Source organism: Allobosea sp. TAF32 (assembly GCF_052113585.1).
Lineage (GTDB): Bacteria > Pseudomonadota > Alphaproteobacteria > Rhizobiales > Beijerinckiaceae > Allobosea.
In genome coordinates, this window is the sequence record NZ_JBFRDM010000003.1 from 1 (window position 1) to 14,092 (window position 14,092).

Annotated in this window: 14 protein-coding genes; 7 read left to right on the forward strand and 7 right to left on the reverse strand. The window is 65.4% G+C overall.

Annotation, left to right across the window (positions count from 1 at the left end):
* Window positions 1-747 (reverse strand): ABC transporter permease (locus AB4Z16_RS07555; protein WP_441510725.1); only part of this gene is annotated, 747 nt, incomplete at its 3' end.
* A gap of 30 nt (window positions 748-777) precedes the next feature.
* Complete coding sequence (locus tag AB4Z16_RS07560) at window positions 778-1,758, reverse strand: ABC transporter substrate-binding protein (RefSeq protein ID WP_441510726.1); 981 nt, start codon at window positions 1,756-1,758, stop codon at window positions 778-780.
* Window positions 1,759-1,990: 232 nt separating this feature from the next.
* Here AB4Z16_RS07560 and AB4Z16_RS07565 point away from each other — a divergent pair, with 232 nt between their 5' ends.
* The 5 genes from AB4Z16_RS07565 to AB4Z16_RS07585 all read left to right on the forward strand — a co-directional run bounded on the left by AB4Z16_RS07565 (window position 1,991) and on the right by AB4Z16_RS07585 (window position 7,334).
* Window positions 1,991-3,373, forward strand: a complete 1,383-nt coding sequence (locus tag AB4Z16_RS07565) for an ABC transporter substrate-binding protein (protein WP_441510727.1) — start codon at window positions 1,991-1,993, stop codon at window positions 3,371-3,373.
* 182 nt (window positions 3,374-3,555) lie between these two features.
* A complete protein-coding gene (locus tag AB4Z16_RS07570) occupies window positions 3,556-4,356 on the forward strand; it encodes a carbohydrate ABC transporter permease (protein WP_441511181.1) in 801 nt (266 codons plus the stop codon).
* On the forward strand, window positions 4,353-5,189 hold the full coding sequence (locus AB4Z16_RS07575) for a carbohydrate ABC transporter permease (RefSeq protein ID WP_441510728.1): 837 nt from the start codon (window positions 4,353-4,355) through the stop codon (window positions 5,187-5,189). Before AB4Z16_RS07570 ends, AB4Z16_RS07575 begins: the two co-directional genes overlap by 4 nt.
* A 203-nt stretch (window positions 5,190-5,392) precedes the next feature.
* Window positions 5,393-6,349, forward strand: a complete 957-nt coding sequence (gene tal, locus AB4Z16_RS07580; protein ID WP_441510729.1) for a transaldolase — start codon at window positions 5,393-5,395, stop codon at window positions 6,347-6,349.
* Window positions 6,350-6,737: 388 nt separating this feature from the next.
* Entirely contained in the window at window positions 6,738-7,334 is a 597-nt protein-coding gene (locus AB4Z16_RS07585) for an HdeD family acid-resistance protein (RefSeq protein WP_441510730.1), read from the forward strand.
* Window positions 7,335-7,344: 10 nt separating this feature from the next.
* Here the strand turns inward: AB4Z16_RS07585 and AB4Z16_RS07590 are convergent, their stop codons facing one another.
* A complete protein-coding gene (locus AB4Z16_RS07590) occupies window positions 7,345-7,839 on the reverse strand; it encodes a hypothetical protein (protein ID WP_441510731.1) in 495 nt (164 codons plus the stop codon).
* 265 nt (window positions 7,840-8,104) lie between these two features.
* Between AB4Z16_RS07590 and AB4Z16_RS07595 the strand changes: the two genes are divergently transcribed.
* Both AB4Z16_RS07595 and AB4Z16_RS07600 read left to right on the forward strand, forming a co-directional pair.
* Complete coding sequence (locus AB4Z16_RS07595; RefSeq protein ID WP_441510732.1) at window positions 8,105-8,671, forward strand: YceI family protein; 567 nt, start codon at window positions 8,105-8,107, stop codon at window positions 8,669-8,671.
* On the forward strand, window positions 8,668-9,228 hold the full coding sequence (locus AB4Z16_RS07600) for a cytochrome b (RefSeq protein WP_441510733.1): 561 nt from the start codon (window positions 8,668-8,670) through the stop codon (window positions 9,226-9,228). Before AB4Z16_RS07595 ends, AB4Z16_RS07600 begins: the two co-directional genes overlap by 4 nt.
* On the opposite strand, the gene AB4Z16_RS07605 is transcribed toward AB4Z16_RS07600, so the two are convergent.
* The 4 genes from AB4Z16_RS07605 to AB4Z16_RS07620 all read right to left on the reverse strand — a co-directional run bounded on the left by AB4Z16_RS07605 (window position 9,225) and on the right by AB4Z16_RS07620 (window position 14,075).
* Window positions 9,225-9,731: a hypothetical protein gene (locus AB4Z16_RS07605; protein ID WP_441510734.1), complete on the reverse strand. Its 507-nt coding sequence runs from the start codon at window positions 9,729-9,731 to the stop codon at window positions 9,225-9,227. The genes AB4Z16_RS07600 and AB4Z16_RS07605 overlap by 4 nt on opposite strands.
* A 98-nt stretch (window positions 9,732-9,829) precedes the next feature.
* A complete protein-coding gene (locus tag AB4Z16_RS07610; protein ID WP_441510735.1) occupies window positions 9,830-11,506 on the reverse strand; it encodes a thiamine pyrophosphate-binding protein in 1,677 nt (558 codons plus the stop codon).
* A 72-nt stretch (window positions 11,507-11,578) separates the two neighbouring features.
* Window positions 11,579-12,769: a CaiB/BaiF CoA transferase family protein gene (locus tag AB4Z16_RS07615; protein ID WP_441510736.1), complete on the reverse strand. Its 1,191-nt coding sequence runs from the start codon at window positions 12,767-12,769 to the stop codon at window positions 11,579-11,581.
* A gap of 109 nt (window positions 12,770-12,878) precedes the next feature.
* A complete protein-coding gene (locus tag AB4Z16_RS07620) occupies window positions 12,879-14,075 on the reverse strand; it encodes an acyl-CoA dehydrogenase (protein ID WP_441510737.1) in 1,197 nt (398 codons plus the stop codon).
* Window positions 14,076-14,092 lie beyond the last annotated feature (17 nt).

Below are 14,092 nucleotides of genomic sequence, written 5' to 3' on the forward strand. Positions count from 1 at the left end.
CGGCAGCGTCAGATAGTTCACTGGCAGGCCGAGCAGGGCAGGGATGCCGAAATTGCCGACGCCCGCGACGAAGGCGATGAGCCCGGCGGCGATGATCTGCGGTCGTAGCACCGGGACGACGATCCGCGCCGTGATGGTGGCGTTCGAGGCACCCTCCATCTGCGCGGCCTCGATCAACGATTGCGGGATGCTACGCAACCCCGTCCAGAGCGTGATCGCGACCAGCGGCGCATGGTGCAGGGCCATCACCAGGATGATGCCACCACGGCCAAGCAGCGGATTCGGCGTGCCGGGCGCAGGCGCGAGGCCGATCAGCGACAGGATCTGCGAATTCGGCGCGAGCAGGCTGAGGAAAGCGAGCGCGGCCACCTGCGGCGCGATCATCATCGAGAAGACGAAGAAGAAGGCGAGGGGGCGCTTGCCGCGCACATCGGTGACGCCGAGCGCCAGCGCGACGATGCCCCCGACCAAAAGAGCGCCGAGAGCGGAGAGGCAGGCGGTTTCCAGCGTATGCCAGGTCGCTGCGACGGCGGATCGGCTCGCCATCTCGGCGAAGGCGGCGTCCGGCGCGAATTGCCAGCCGGGAGCGAAGGCCGCCACGACGAGCCGGAAAAAGGGCAGCCCGCCGAGCAGCAGCGCGACCGCAACGACGAGTGCCGGCAGGCCGAGGCCGTCCGGCAGCTGCAGCAGAGGCGGGGCCGCAAGCGCGGGCTCCCGCTTCGTGTTTTGGTCGATGGCCAGCGTCATGGCGCCGGCGCCCTTAGCATGGAAGCGACCTTACTCGAAGATCGAGCTGAAGCGCTTGCGCGCCGCGGCTTCGTCGGCGAGCGCCTTGGCGGCGTCGAACGACATCAGCTTGATCGCGCTGCGGGCGGGATAGCCGGCCGGGAGGGCGACATCGGGATGGGCCGCGACATAGCCCTGCTTCAGCGCGAGCTCCTGGCCGTCCTTCGACAGCAGGAAGTCGATGAAGGCCTTGGCGGCCTCTGGATTCTTCGTGCTCTTCAGGATCGCGACCGGCTCGCTGACGGCGGAGACCCCCTCGCTCGGGAACACGAACTCGACCGGCGCGCCCTTGGCCTTCTCGCGGATCGGCATGAAGTCGACGATCATGCCGTAGAGCTTCTCGCCGGTGGCGACCTGGCGCAGGATATCGCCATTGGCGCCGGCGGCCAGCGTGCCGTTCTCCTTCAGCTTCTCATAGAAGCTCCAGCCGTCCTTCAGGTTGCTCGTCAGCGTGATCGTGTGGATCAGCGCCGCGCCGGAGTTCAGCGGGCTCGGCATGGCCAGCTGGTTTTTGGCTTCCGGCTTGGCGAGATCCGCCCAGCTCGTCGGCTTCATCGCCGCCTTGGTGTTGTAGACGATGCCGGTGGTGATCAGCTTCGTCGCGAACCACATCTTCTTGGGATCATGGACGCCGGCCGGATAGGCGGAGACATCTGCCTTGTCGTGGGCGAGCAGCCGATCGTCCTTCTTGAGGCCTTCCATCGTCACCGAATCGGCGATGAGGAGTACGTCGGCCTGCGGGGCGCCGGCCTCGAACTCGGCCTTGAGCTTCGCCATGATGCGCGGCGTTCCGTCGCGGACGAAGGTCACGTCGACCTTCGGGTATTTCGCCTTGAAAGCGTCGATCGTCTGCTGGGCGTCGGTGTTCGGCTGGCTGGTGTAGAGCACGAGCTTGCCTTCGGCCGCGAGCGCGCCGGATGCGGTGGCAAGGCCGGCCGCAATGATGAAGGCGTTCAAGGCCTTGCGCTGCATGGAACTCTCCGTCTCTGAATCGCGATTGCGAGATGGCGTTGCGCGTAGACTGTACAGATGACGGTTCGGTGAAAGCGGACCGCAAGTGGGCGCGCGGACCCGCCTGGATCGGAATTAAAAATACTATTTGGAGACCGGCGGGCCGGCTTGTTTCCTCCTGGGTTTTTCGATTAGGGTCGCCGCAAGGCGATTAAAACGTCGGATTAAAACGGTTTAAACGGGAGGTTATCTGATGAAATTGGCTCGTCATCTCGCCCTGGGAACGGCTGTGGCCGCGGTTCTCGCAGGCTGGTCCGGCGCGGCTTCGGCGCAGGAAGTCCTGACCGCCTGGTTCACCAAGGGCTTCTACAAGGGCGAAGACGACGCGTTGCTGGCGGTCGTCGACAAGTTCCAGAAGGCGACGGGCGTCAAGGTCGAGCTCTCGCTCTATGCGACCGAGGACTGCGTCACCAAGTCGGTTGGCGCCGTCGATGCCGGCACGCCGCCGGATGTCGGCTTCTGCACCACCTATGATTTCCGCACGACCGGCAAATGGGCCTATGACGGCAAGCTCGAGGACGTCTCGGACGTGCTCGAGCCGCTGAAGGCCGAGATCCAGCCGATGGCGCTCTCGACCACCTTCCTGATGAACGGCAAGGCCGGCAAGAAGTCATACTATGCCTTCCCGGTCGAGCAGCAGATGATGCACATCACCTACTGGAAGGACATGCTGGAGGAGGCCGGCTTCAAGGAGGCCGACATCCCGAAGACCTGGAACGGCTACTGGGATTTCTGGTGCGACAAGGTGCAGGGTTCGCTGCGCGCCAAGGGCAAGCGCATCTACGGCATTGGCCATCCGATGGGCATCGCCGCCTCCGACACCTTCTACTCCTTCCTGACCTTCGCCAACGCCTATAACGCCAAGGTCGTCGACGAGAACGGCAAGATCGTGCTCGACCAGCCCGAGAACAAGAAGGCGATGGTCGAGGCGGTGAAGTCCTACGCCAACATCTTCCAGCGTGGCTGCACGCCGCCGTCCTCGGTCAACTGGCTCGACCCGGACAACAACGTCGCCTTTCACAACCGCACCACCGTCGCCACGCACAACGCCACGATCTCGATCGCCGGCAAGCACATGGACGACATGAACAACCCCTCGCTCACGGCCGAGCAGCGGGCGCAGGCCAAGAAGAACTACGAGGACAACATCCGCACGGCCGAGTTCCCGCTCAAGGCCGACGGCAGCAAGATGACCAACCTCGCCGCGGTCAAGACGGCGGTGATCTTCGCCGATGCCAAGAACAAGAAGCGCGCCAAGGAATTCATGGCCTTCTTCATGAAGGACGAGAACCTGCGGCCCTTCGTCGAAGGCTCGGCCGGCCGCTGGGTCCCGACGACGCTGAAGGGCATCGAGGCGCCATTCTGGTCTGACGGCAAGGACCCGCACCGCGCGGTCGTCTACAAGCAGTACAAGGACGGCACCGTGCCGTTCCAGTTCGTCTACAACTACAACTTCACGACCGTGAACGCCGAGAACGTCTGGGCCAAGGCCGTGAATCGCGTGGTTCAGGACAAGATCCCGGCTGAGCAGGCCGTGGACGAGATGATTGCCCGCATCAAGCAGATCGCGGGCTGACACCCGCGTCCGCTTCGCTTGCCTCCTCGATCCGCCGCGGCAAGGATTGCCGCGGCGGATCTTTCACCGGGTGACAATTCCAGGGAGAGTCCATGAGCACTGCCACCATGACAGCGCCGATTTCGGCACCGCGCGAGGATAAATCGGGCTTCACGCGCGACCGCGCGATCTGGGGTTTGATCATGCTGGCGCCCTATGTGCTCGTCTTCGCTGTGATGGTGGTCTACCCGGTTGGCTATGGCCTCTGGCTCGGCCTCAACTGGAATTCCTACAAGGCGCTCTTCGCCGATCCGATCTTCCTGCGCACTGTCGTCAACACGGTCATCTTCCTGTTCGTGGCGGTGAATCTGAAGTTTCTGATCGCGCTCGGGCTGTCCGGCTTCTTCGTGCAGCAGCGGGCCTGGATCCGCTTCGTGCTGGTGTTGTTCATCCTGCCCTGGGCGGTGCCCTCGATCCCGACCATCCTGTCCTTCCGGGTGATGCTGAACCCGGAGAACGGCCTGGTGAACCAGCAGCTCTTCCAGTGGTTCGGCGTCATGGAGGGGCCGGGCTGGCTGACCGACCCGACGCTCGCCTTCGCCATGTCGATCGTCGTCCACATCTGGAAGTCCCTGCCGTTCTGGACGCTGATCCTGATCACCGGCCGGCTCGCCATCGCGCAGGACCTCTACGAGGCCGCGAGCGTCGACGGCGCCAATCGCTGGCAGCAGTTCCGCTTCATCACCTGGCCCTCGCTGGCGACGCTCTACATCACCTCGACCATGCTCTCGATGATCTGGACGCTGGGCGACTTCAACAGCGTCTACCTGCTCAACAGCGGCGGCCCGGGTGATCTCAATCACGTCCTCTCGACGCTCGGCATCCGCTATATGCGCAACAACAATCTCGATCTCGGCATCGCCTCGATCATCGTCGCCATGCCGCTGATCCTGCCGATGGTCTTCGTGATGGTGAAGCGCCTGTCGAAGGGAGCAGACGCATGAGGAAGTTCCTCGACGAAGGCAAGCTGATCCTGATCGCGATTCCCGTGCTGATCTGGACGCTGCTGCCGATCTACCACCTCTTCGTTCTGTCGATCTCGAACCAGGAATCGATGCTGGCCGGCAAGCTCTGGCCGGACAATCCGACGCTGCAGAACTTCCAGATCGTCTTCAATCAGCAGCACTACTACCTGCATAATTTCTGGCGGCAGCTGTTCAACAGCTTCTTCATCGCGATCGCGACGGGGACGATCACGCTGTTCGTCGCGACGCTGGCCGCTTTCGCCATCGCCCGGCTTAAAGTGAAGGGCGGGCGCACGATGATGAATCTCGCGCTTGCGACCTATCTCATTCCAGCCGCCTTCCTCGCCATACCCATGTACAAGGCGATGGGCTCCTACGGGCTGCTCAACACGCAGGCCTCGCTGATCCTCGCCATGGTGGCGCTGGCCTCGCCCTATGCGATCTGGGTTCTGAAGCAGGCCTCCGACAAGTTGCCCAAGGAACTCGACGAGGCCGCGGTGATGGACGGCGCCACCTCGCTCCAGCTCTTCCGGCTGGTCTATCTGCCGCTGATGAAACCCTCGATGGTGGTGATCGGCATCTACGCGCTGCTGCTGGCCTGGAACGAGTATCTCTACGCCTTCCTGCTGCTTTCGTCGGAGAAGGCGGTGCCTCTGGCGGTGGGCCTCGGTCTCTTCCTCTCGGCTGACGATGCGCCCTGGAACCTGCTTATGGCGGCGGGCCTGCTCTACGCCATCCCGCCGGCGGTGATCTATTACGGCTTCCGCAAGAACATGGTTGCCGGCCTGACATCGGGCGCGGTGAAGAGCTGAGTGCTCGGTTGCCGACGCCCGTCATTCCCGGGCGCGGCGAAGCGGAGACCCGAGAATCTCCCGAAAGAGATGCTCGGGTCGAGCCCGAGCATGATGGGAGCCGGCCATGCATGGCCGAATTGCTTCGCCCCTCTCGCAATCGTGCCGAACAGGCGTCACATTGCAGGCGTTAGCCTGACGAAGACGATTTCCAGGAAAAGACGATGACCGCTTCCAAGCTCGACCAGCTCCGCGAAATGACCACCGTCGTCGCCGACACCGGCGACATCGAGGCCGTGCGCCGCTTGAAGCCGGTCGACTGCACCACGAATCCGACCCTGATCCTCAAGGCCGTCGAGACCCCGGCCTATGCCCATCTCGTCGACGAGGCGATCGGCTGGGGCAAGAGGCAGGGCAGTGGCGAGAAGGCGGTCCATGCCGTCTGCGATCGCCTCGCCGTGACCTTCGGCACCGAACTGTCCAAGATCGTGCCCGGTCGCGTCTCGACCGAGGTCGATGCCGATCTCTCCTTCGACACGCAGGCGAGCATCGAGAAAGCCCGTGCCATCATCGCCGCCTACAAGGAGCGCGGCGTCGGCAAGGACCGTATCCTGATCAAGGTCGCCTCGACCTGGGAGGGTCTGCAGGCGGCCAAGGTGCTGCAGGGCGAGGGGATCGACTGCAATCTGACCCTGCTCTTCGCGCTGCCGCAGGCGGTTGCGGCGGCCGATGCCAAGGCCTTCCTGATCTCGCCCTTCGTCGGGCGCATCCTCGATTGGCACGTCAAGGCCGGCGGCGGTCCCTACACCGCCGAGACCGATCCCGGCGTCGTCTCGGTTCGGTCGATCTATGCCTATTACAAGACCTACGGCATCGACACGGTGGTGATGGGGGCCTCGTTCCGCAACACCGGCGAGATCGAGGCGCTGGCCGGCTGCGACCGACTGACCATCGGCCCGGGCCTGCTCGATGAACTTGCCGGCGCGACCGGCGAGTTGCCGCGCAAGCTGAAGCCGGACGCGCCCGGCAAGGCCCCGGAAAAGCTCGTGCTCGACGAGAAGGCCTTCCGCTTCGCGATGAATGAGGACGCGATGGCGACCGAAAAGCTGGCCGAGGGCATCCGCGGCTTCGTCAAGGACCTGCGCGGCCTGCGCAAGCTCGTCGCCGAAAGGCTCGGCTAAAGCCGTCATGCCGGAGCGGCGGATCGCCGCCGTCACCGGCCGCTCCAGGGGGATCGGCGCCGCGGTGGCGGACCGGTTGAAACAGGACGGCCTGACACCGTAATCTGGGACATCGCCTCTCCGTGGAGACGGTCGCGGCCATGGTGGCCAGAAGCCCGCTGAAGCGGCTCGGGGCCGTTTCGGAGCGGGCCGGGGCCGGCCGCCCGGCTTGCGAGCGAGCGCTGCAGCTTCGCGACCGGTGCGGTGTTCGGTCTTTCGGGCGGGCGCGCCACCTACTGACGCCGGGCTTGCGTCAGATCATTGACGCAACCGCTGCGTGGGTTTCTCATACGCGCCGTCGAACGAGGTAGCCCGGCTGTCGCGGCTGCCCGGAATGGAGTCGGTCGCCATGAGCACACCGTCTGGAGTCTCCAACCCTCCCTCTCTCGGTACGCATCTCATTCCGCTCCGGCGTAGCTGGGGCTGGTTGATGGCGGAGGGGATCATCCTCATCATCCTCGGCGTTCTCGGCCTCGGCGCCGTGGCGCTGCTCAGCCTCGCCAGTGCCATCTGGTTCGGCGCCATGATCTTTGTCGGCGGCATCGTCGTGCTGATCGACGCCTTCCGCCATCAAGCCTGGAAAAGCCGCCTCTGGCACATCCTGATCGGCGTGCTCTACGTTGCGGTCGGTGTGATGACCTTCGTCAATCCGCTGGTCGCCACGGCGTCGCTGACCCTTCTGGCCGGTGCGGCTCTGGTCGCGACGGGCGTGCTCCGTCTGATCATGGCCTTCCAGAACCGGGAGCTGCCCTATTGGGGCTGGGTCGCCTTCTCGGGCGCGCTCTCGCTGCTGCTCGGCGGCATGATCCTGGCGCAATGGCCCGCGTCTAGCCTCTGGGTGCTCGGCACCTTCCTGGCGATCGAGCTGATCTTCCAGGGCTGGGCGGCGATCGCACTGGCGCGCGCCATTCGCTCGACCTTCGACGGTGTCCGCTCGAAGGCCTGATGCAGCAAGGTCAGGGCAGGGCGGGTTCGCGTTGCGCCGCCGGCTGAGCCAGCGAGATGTCGGCGGGGCTGGGCGGCGCGTCGCGGAAATCGCGGAAGAAGCTGCGGCCGCCGGCCGCGGCTGCCTGCAGTTGGCCCTTCCAGCTCTTCTCGCCGGGCTTGCCGCCTAGCGCGGTAAAGTCCCCGTCGATCATGTGATCGCTGTCGCGGCCCTGATAGACCAGCACGCCGCGCGCCGTGACGACCACATCGCCGCGGCGCAATGTCGGGTCCTTCAGATACCAATCGGGGTCGCGCTGGGGGTCGAGCTTGACCACCGGCGGCTTCGGCTTGGAGGCGACCTCGGCCGAAGCGCGTTTCCGGTGAGGCTTCACGGTGACGCTCAGCGGATCATAGGGCTCGTATTCGATCACCGGGCGGGGTCTCGGCCGCCCGAACAGGGCGTTGGCCAGATCGTCGAGCAGGCCGGCGGCGCCCGCCGGCATAGTGGCGGCGATAGTCGCCACGGCTGCGACACACACGACTTTACGCAACCGTCTTGCCATCTCGCCGGCCTCCCTGCCGGAACAACAACTGACGACTCTCCGCAAAGTTTCAACGACACGACACGGGCGCGCTTAACGACTGGTCAAGCGCCCGCGCCCGCGCGAAGGCGCCGTCAACCTTGATAGATCGATCTTGAATCACCTTTCCGTGTTCCGGCTCACGCGGCCATGGCATTTCCTTCAAGTTGGCGGATGGTCGCTTCTTCTCCGGCAGCTTCCGGGTGCCATGATGATCAGGATTCGTGCCTTCGCTTTCGCCGCCCTGCTGGCCGCATCGCAGGCTCAGGCCCAATCCACTTGGACCTTCGATCGCGGTGCGACCGAAGTTGGCTTCATCGGGCACCGTTTCGGGGCCGTGGTCACGAATGGGCGCTTCGAGCGCTATGACGGCAACTTCGCCATCGATTTCGACCATCCCGAGCGAAGCCGCGTCCGGGTGACGCTGGAGACCGCGTCGATCAAGGCGGGCTCGCCATTGGTCGACGGCTTCATCGCCGGGGAGAGCATGCTCGATGTGGCTCACTATCCCGTGGCGAGCTTCGTTTCCGAACACGTTTCGCGCACAGGCGAGAACAGCCTCGACATCCGCGGCAGGTTGACGATCAAGGGCGTGACGCAGCCTTTCGACGTGAGGGCCACCGTGGATGGTGATATCGAGCGGGCGAGGCGCGGCGAAATGCTGCCTTTCCAGGCCAGCGGCAGTTTCCTGCGGCCGGTCTACGGTATCGGCCGCGACGTGAACGTCGTCGACGATCGCATGGAGATCGTCATCAGAGGGCGCCTGAAGCGATGAGCGAGCCGGCCCGCTGGCATCCGGCCAGTGTCGTGCTGCACTGGCTGACGCTGCTGCTCGTGCTGTTCCAGTTCTGGATATCCGGCCCGATGCGGGACGAGAGCCGCGACCTCATCGCCCGCTTCGAACTCTATCAGCGGCACAAATCCGTCGGGCTGACGATCGCGCTCTTCGTGGTGCTGCGTCTCGCGCTGCGTCTGGCTGTTCCGCAGCCGGAGTCGTTCGAGAAAAACCGGTGGTTACGCGCCGCGGCCGGCACTGTCCACGCCGGGCTCTATCTTTGCCTGCTGGCACTCCCGGTCACCGGGCTGCTCATGGCGGCAGCCGCTCCGATCCAGATCCCGACACTCTATTTCGGGCTGTTTCCGGTGCCGCACCCGATCGGTCCGAACCCCGCCATCTACAAGCAGATGCTTTGGCTGCACGATCAGCTCGGCAACATCCTGATCGCTCTCGGTACTGCACATGTGGCGGCTGTGGCCGTCCATATGCTGCTCTGGCGCGATGGCCTGCTTGGCCGGATGTGGTTTGGCCGCGTTGATGGCCGAAATGTCTAGCGGGCCGTCGCCTGGTTGTTTTCGCCGGCTTCGGTCGTCGCGGCTCCCGCCCTGACCGGGTCGCTATGGAACATGTTGCGGCCGCCGGCGGCTGCGGTCTGCAACGTCTGCTTCCAGCCCTTGGGGTCGCTGCCGCCCAGGGTAACGAAATCGCCGGGATGCGTCGCATCGCTGTCGCGGCCTTGATAAACCAGTACTCCGCTCGCGGTGACGACAATATCGCCCCGCCGCAGCGTCGGGTCCTTCAGGTGCCAGTTCCGGTCGGTCTGCGGGTCGAGCTTGACGACGGGCGGCTTCGGCTTTGACGCTGGCTCGGACGCACGCTGACGTGGCTTGGCCCGCGGCGCTTCGTCGAATTCATAGATCGGCGAGGCTCGCAGGCGCGGCGGGCCGAAGATCGCCCGCGCCAGATTGTCGAAGAAGCCTGCGGCCTCCGCACCAGGCGCCGCCGCGATGGCGGCCAAAGCCGCCATCCCGAATCGGATCGCAAATCCGTGCTTCATCGCCGAGCCCTCCGCATCGTCGTTTCCTCAACGACGGTTGGTCGCGAAAGGTTCGGCTCCGGTTCAGGCGCAGTGGCGAATTTCTCGCTTGGGCGCGATCAGCGCTTGCCCTGCGCGGCGAAGGCCTCGGCCCGGATCGTCGAGAGCGACTTCGCCGGGGTGATCGCTTCCGGGTCGAGCAGGCAGTGGATGATCGCGGGCTTGCCGCTCTTTACCGCCCGTTCGAAGGCCGGCGCGAACTCCGCTGTCGTTTCGACGCGCTCGCCATGGCCCCCGAAGGCCCTGGCATAATCAGCGAAATCGGGATTCTTCAGCGTCGTTGCCGAGATGCGGCCCGGATAGTGCTTCTCCTGATGCATGCGGATCGTGCCGTACATGCCGTTGTCGACCACGACGACGATCACGGGCAGGTCGTATTGCACGGCCGTCGCGAAATCCTGGCCGTTCATCAGGAAGCAGCCATCGCCGGCGAAGGCGATGACGGTCCGCTCCGGGAAGATCTGCTTTGCGCCGATCGCCGCCGGCACACCGTAACCCATCGAGCCCGAGGTCGGCGCAAGCTGCGTCGCGAACTTGTTGAAGCGGTGGAAGCGGTGCACCCAGGTGGCGTAGTTGCCGGCGCCGTTGCACATGATCGCGTCGTCGGGCAACTGGCTCCTCAGCCAGCGCACCATCTCGCCGGGGTGGAATTCTCCCGGCACCGGCGCTGGCTGCTCGCTCCAGGCGATATAGGCCTCATGCGCGGCCGCGCTCGCGCCAGCCCAGGCCGGAGCCTTCGGCGGTTCGATCGTCGCCAGCGCGGCACAGAAGCCAGCGGGCGAGGCGTTGATCGCCAGTGTCGGGCGATAGACCCGGCCGAGCTCTTCCGGGTCGGGATGAACATGCACCAGCGGCCGGCCCGGATTGGGAATGCCGAACAGGCTGTAGGACTGGCTCGGCATCTCCGAAAGGCGGCCGCCGACGAGCAGGACGAGGTCGCTTTCCTGGATACGGGCCAGCAGCTTCGGGTTCGGGCCGATGCCGAGATCGCCTGCGAAGTTCGGATGATCAGCCGGGAACAGCATCTGCCGCCGGAAGGATACCGCAACCGGCAGGTCGAAACGCTCGGCGAAATCCTGGAAATCGGCGATCGTCTCTGGGCTCCAGCGCGAGCCTCCGAGGATCGCGATCGGCGACTTGGCCGCGGCGAAGCGCTTGGCGAGATCGTCCATCTGCACCGGCGAAGGGTGCTGCTCGGTTATGCTGTAGGGCTCGGCGTCGGCGACATCCGCGAGATCGGTCAGAACGTCCTCGGGCAGCGCGATCACCACGGGACCGGGGCGGCCCGAGGTCGCGACATGGAAGGCGCGGCTGATGATCTCCGGGATGCGCGCGGCATCGTCGATCTCGGTCGCCCATTTCGTCATGGTGCCGAAGACGGCGCGGTAGTCGAGCTCCTGGAAGGCCTCGCGCTCGCGCATGCCGCGTTCGATCTGGCCGACGAAGAGGATGAGCGGGGTCGAGTCTTGATCGGCGATATGGATGCCGGGCGAGGCGTTGGTGGCGCCGGGGCCGCGCGTCACGAAGCAGATGCCGGGCTTGCCGGTGAGCTTTCCGACGGCCTCGGCCATCATGCAGGCGCCGCCTTCGGCCCGGCAGATCGTGACCTTCATCGAGGCATCGTGCAGCGCGTCGAGCACGGCGAGATAGCTCTCGCCCGGCACGCAGAAGGCGTCGGTGGCGCCATGGATCAGAAGCTGGTCGACGAGGATCTGCCCGCCGGTACGATTAGCCATGTTCGCTGCCCTTTTTCGAGCCCTCATCCTTCGAGACGCCGCATCGCGGCCCCTCAGGATGACGGCTGAGTGTCATGGTGCCGTGGAGACTCCGCCCCAGGCCGGATCGTTCAAGATGTCGTCTTCATGTTCGCCGAGCCGCGGACTCGGCCGGCTTGCCACCTGCCGCACACCGTTCATGACGATGGGCGAGGCGACGGTCGGAATGCTGCCCGCCTTGGCGGCTGCGCTCGGCAGCGCGACGTTGACGCCGCGTGCGATCACCTGCGGATCGTCGAAGACCTCGCCGATGTCGTTGATCGGCCCGGCGGGAACGCCGACCTTCTCCAGCGCCGCCAGCAGATCGGCCTTGCCGTAGCGCTGGCAGAGCGCGTGCAGCCGTGCGGTCAGTGCGATCCGGTTCTTCACCCGCGACTTGTTGTCGACATAGTCGGGGTCGTCGGCCAGGGCCGCATCGCCCAAAACGTCGCAGAGCTTGCGCCACTGGCCGTCATTGCCGGTGGCGATGATGATGTGGCCGTCTGCGACCGGGAACACGTCGTAGGGCACGATGTTGGGGTGGGCGTTGCCGAGCCGCGGCGGCGGGCTGCCCGAGACCAGATAGTTCATCGCCTGGTTGCCGAGTACCGCGACCTGCGAGTCGAGCAAGGCGAGATCGAGCGTCGCGCCTTCGCCCGTCGCGTCGCGCTGGCGCAGCGCGGAGAGGATGCCGACAGAGGCATAGAGCCCGGTATAGATGTCCGCGACCGCATAGCCCGCCTTCATCGGCGCGCCCGCAGGCTCGCCGGTGATCGACATCGCCCCGCCCATGCCCTGGACGAGGAAGTCGTAGCCGGCGCGCGGCGCATAGGGGCCGTCCTGCCCGAAGCCGGTGACCGAGCAATAGACGAGGCGCGGGAATTCCTTGCGCAGCGAGGCCGCGTCGAGCCCGTATTTCTGCAGGCCCCCGACCTTGAAGTTCTCGATCACCACATCGGCATGCGCGGCGAGCCGCCTGACCAGAGCTTGTCCTTCTGGCGTGCGGAAGTCCGCCGTGATCGAGCGCTTGCCGCGATTGGCGGCGTGGAAATAGGCGGCTGAGAGATGCTCTTCACCGGTGCCCTCGACGAAGGGCGGGCCCCATTTGCGGGTGTCGTCGCCCTCGGGCGCCTCGACCTTGACGACGTCGGCGCCGAGATCGGCCAGGAGCTGGCCGATCCAGGGGCCTGCGAGGATGCGCGCGAGTTCGAGGACGCGCAGGCCGGCGAGGGGAGGGGTCGTCATGGCGGGTTCGACTCGGGCGTCATGGTCGGGCTTGACCCGACCATCTCCGGGGGAGGTTCGCATGGGACGAGATGCCCGGGTCAAGCCCGGGCATGACGCCTGACGGCGCTCAGAAGAACGCCTGCAGGCCGGTGATGGCCCGGCCGAGGATCAGCGCATGGACGTCATGCGTGCCCTCATAGGTGTTCACCGTCTCGAGGTTCGCCGCGTGGCGCATCACCTGATACTCGATCTGGATGCCGTTGCCGCCATGCATGTCGCGGGCCTGGCGGGCGATATCGAGCGCCTTGCCGCAATTGTTGCGCTTGACGAGGCTGATCATCTCGGGGGCCATCTTGCCCTCGTCCATGAGCCGGCCGACGCGCAAGCTGCCCTGCAGGCCGAGCGTGATCTCGGTCAGCATGTCCGCGAGCTTCTTCTGATAGAGCTGCGTCTGGGCGAGCGGCTTGTTGAACTGCTTGCGGTCGAGCCCATACTGGCGGGCGCGGTGGAAGCAGTCCTCGGCGGCGCCGAGCACGCCCCAGGAGATGCCGTAGCGGGCGCGGTTGAGGCAGCCGAACGGGCCCTTCAGGCCCGAGACGTTCGGCAGCAGGTTCTCCTCCGGCACGATGACGCCGTCCATGACGACCTCGCCGGTGATCGAGGCGCGGAGCGAAAGCTTGCCGCCGATCTTCGGCGCCGAGAGACCCTTCATGCCCTTTTCGAGGATGAAGCCGCGGATCTGGTTGTCATGCGCTGATGACTTCGCCCAGACGACGAAGACGTCGGCGATCGGGGAGTTCGAGATCCACATCTTCGAGCCGCTCAGCTTGTAGCCGTCGGCGACCTTCTCGGCGCGGGTCTTCATGCCGCCGGGGTCGGAGCCGGCGTCCGGCTCGGTCAGGCCGAAGCAGCCGACCCACTCACCGCTGGCGAGCTTCGGCAGGTACTTTTTGCGCTGCTCCTCGCTGCCATAGGCATAGATCGGGAACATCACCAGCGAGGACTGCACCGACATCATCGAGCGGTAGCCGGAGTCGATGCGCTCGACCTCGCGGGCGACGAGCCCGTAGGAGACGTAATTCGCGCCGGCGCAGCCATATTCCTCGGGGACGGTGACGCCGAGCAGCCCGAGCTCGCCCATCTCGTTGAAGATGGAACGGTCGGTCTTCTCGTCGAGATAGGCGTCGTGGATGCGCGGGGCGAGCTTCTCCTGCGCGTAAGCGCGGGCCGTGTCGCGGATCAGCCGCTCGTCCTCGGTGAGCTGCTCGTCGAGCAGGTAGGCATCGTCCCAGGTGAACTCAGCGAGCTTGTGGCTGCCGGCCATGGTCTTCGTCTCCCTCA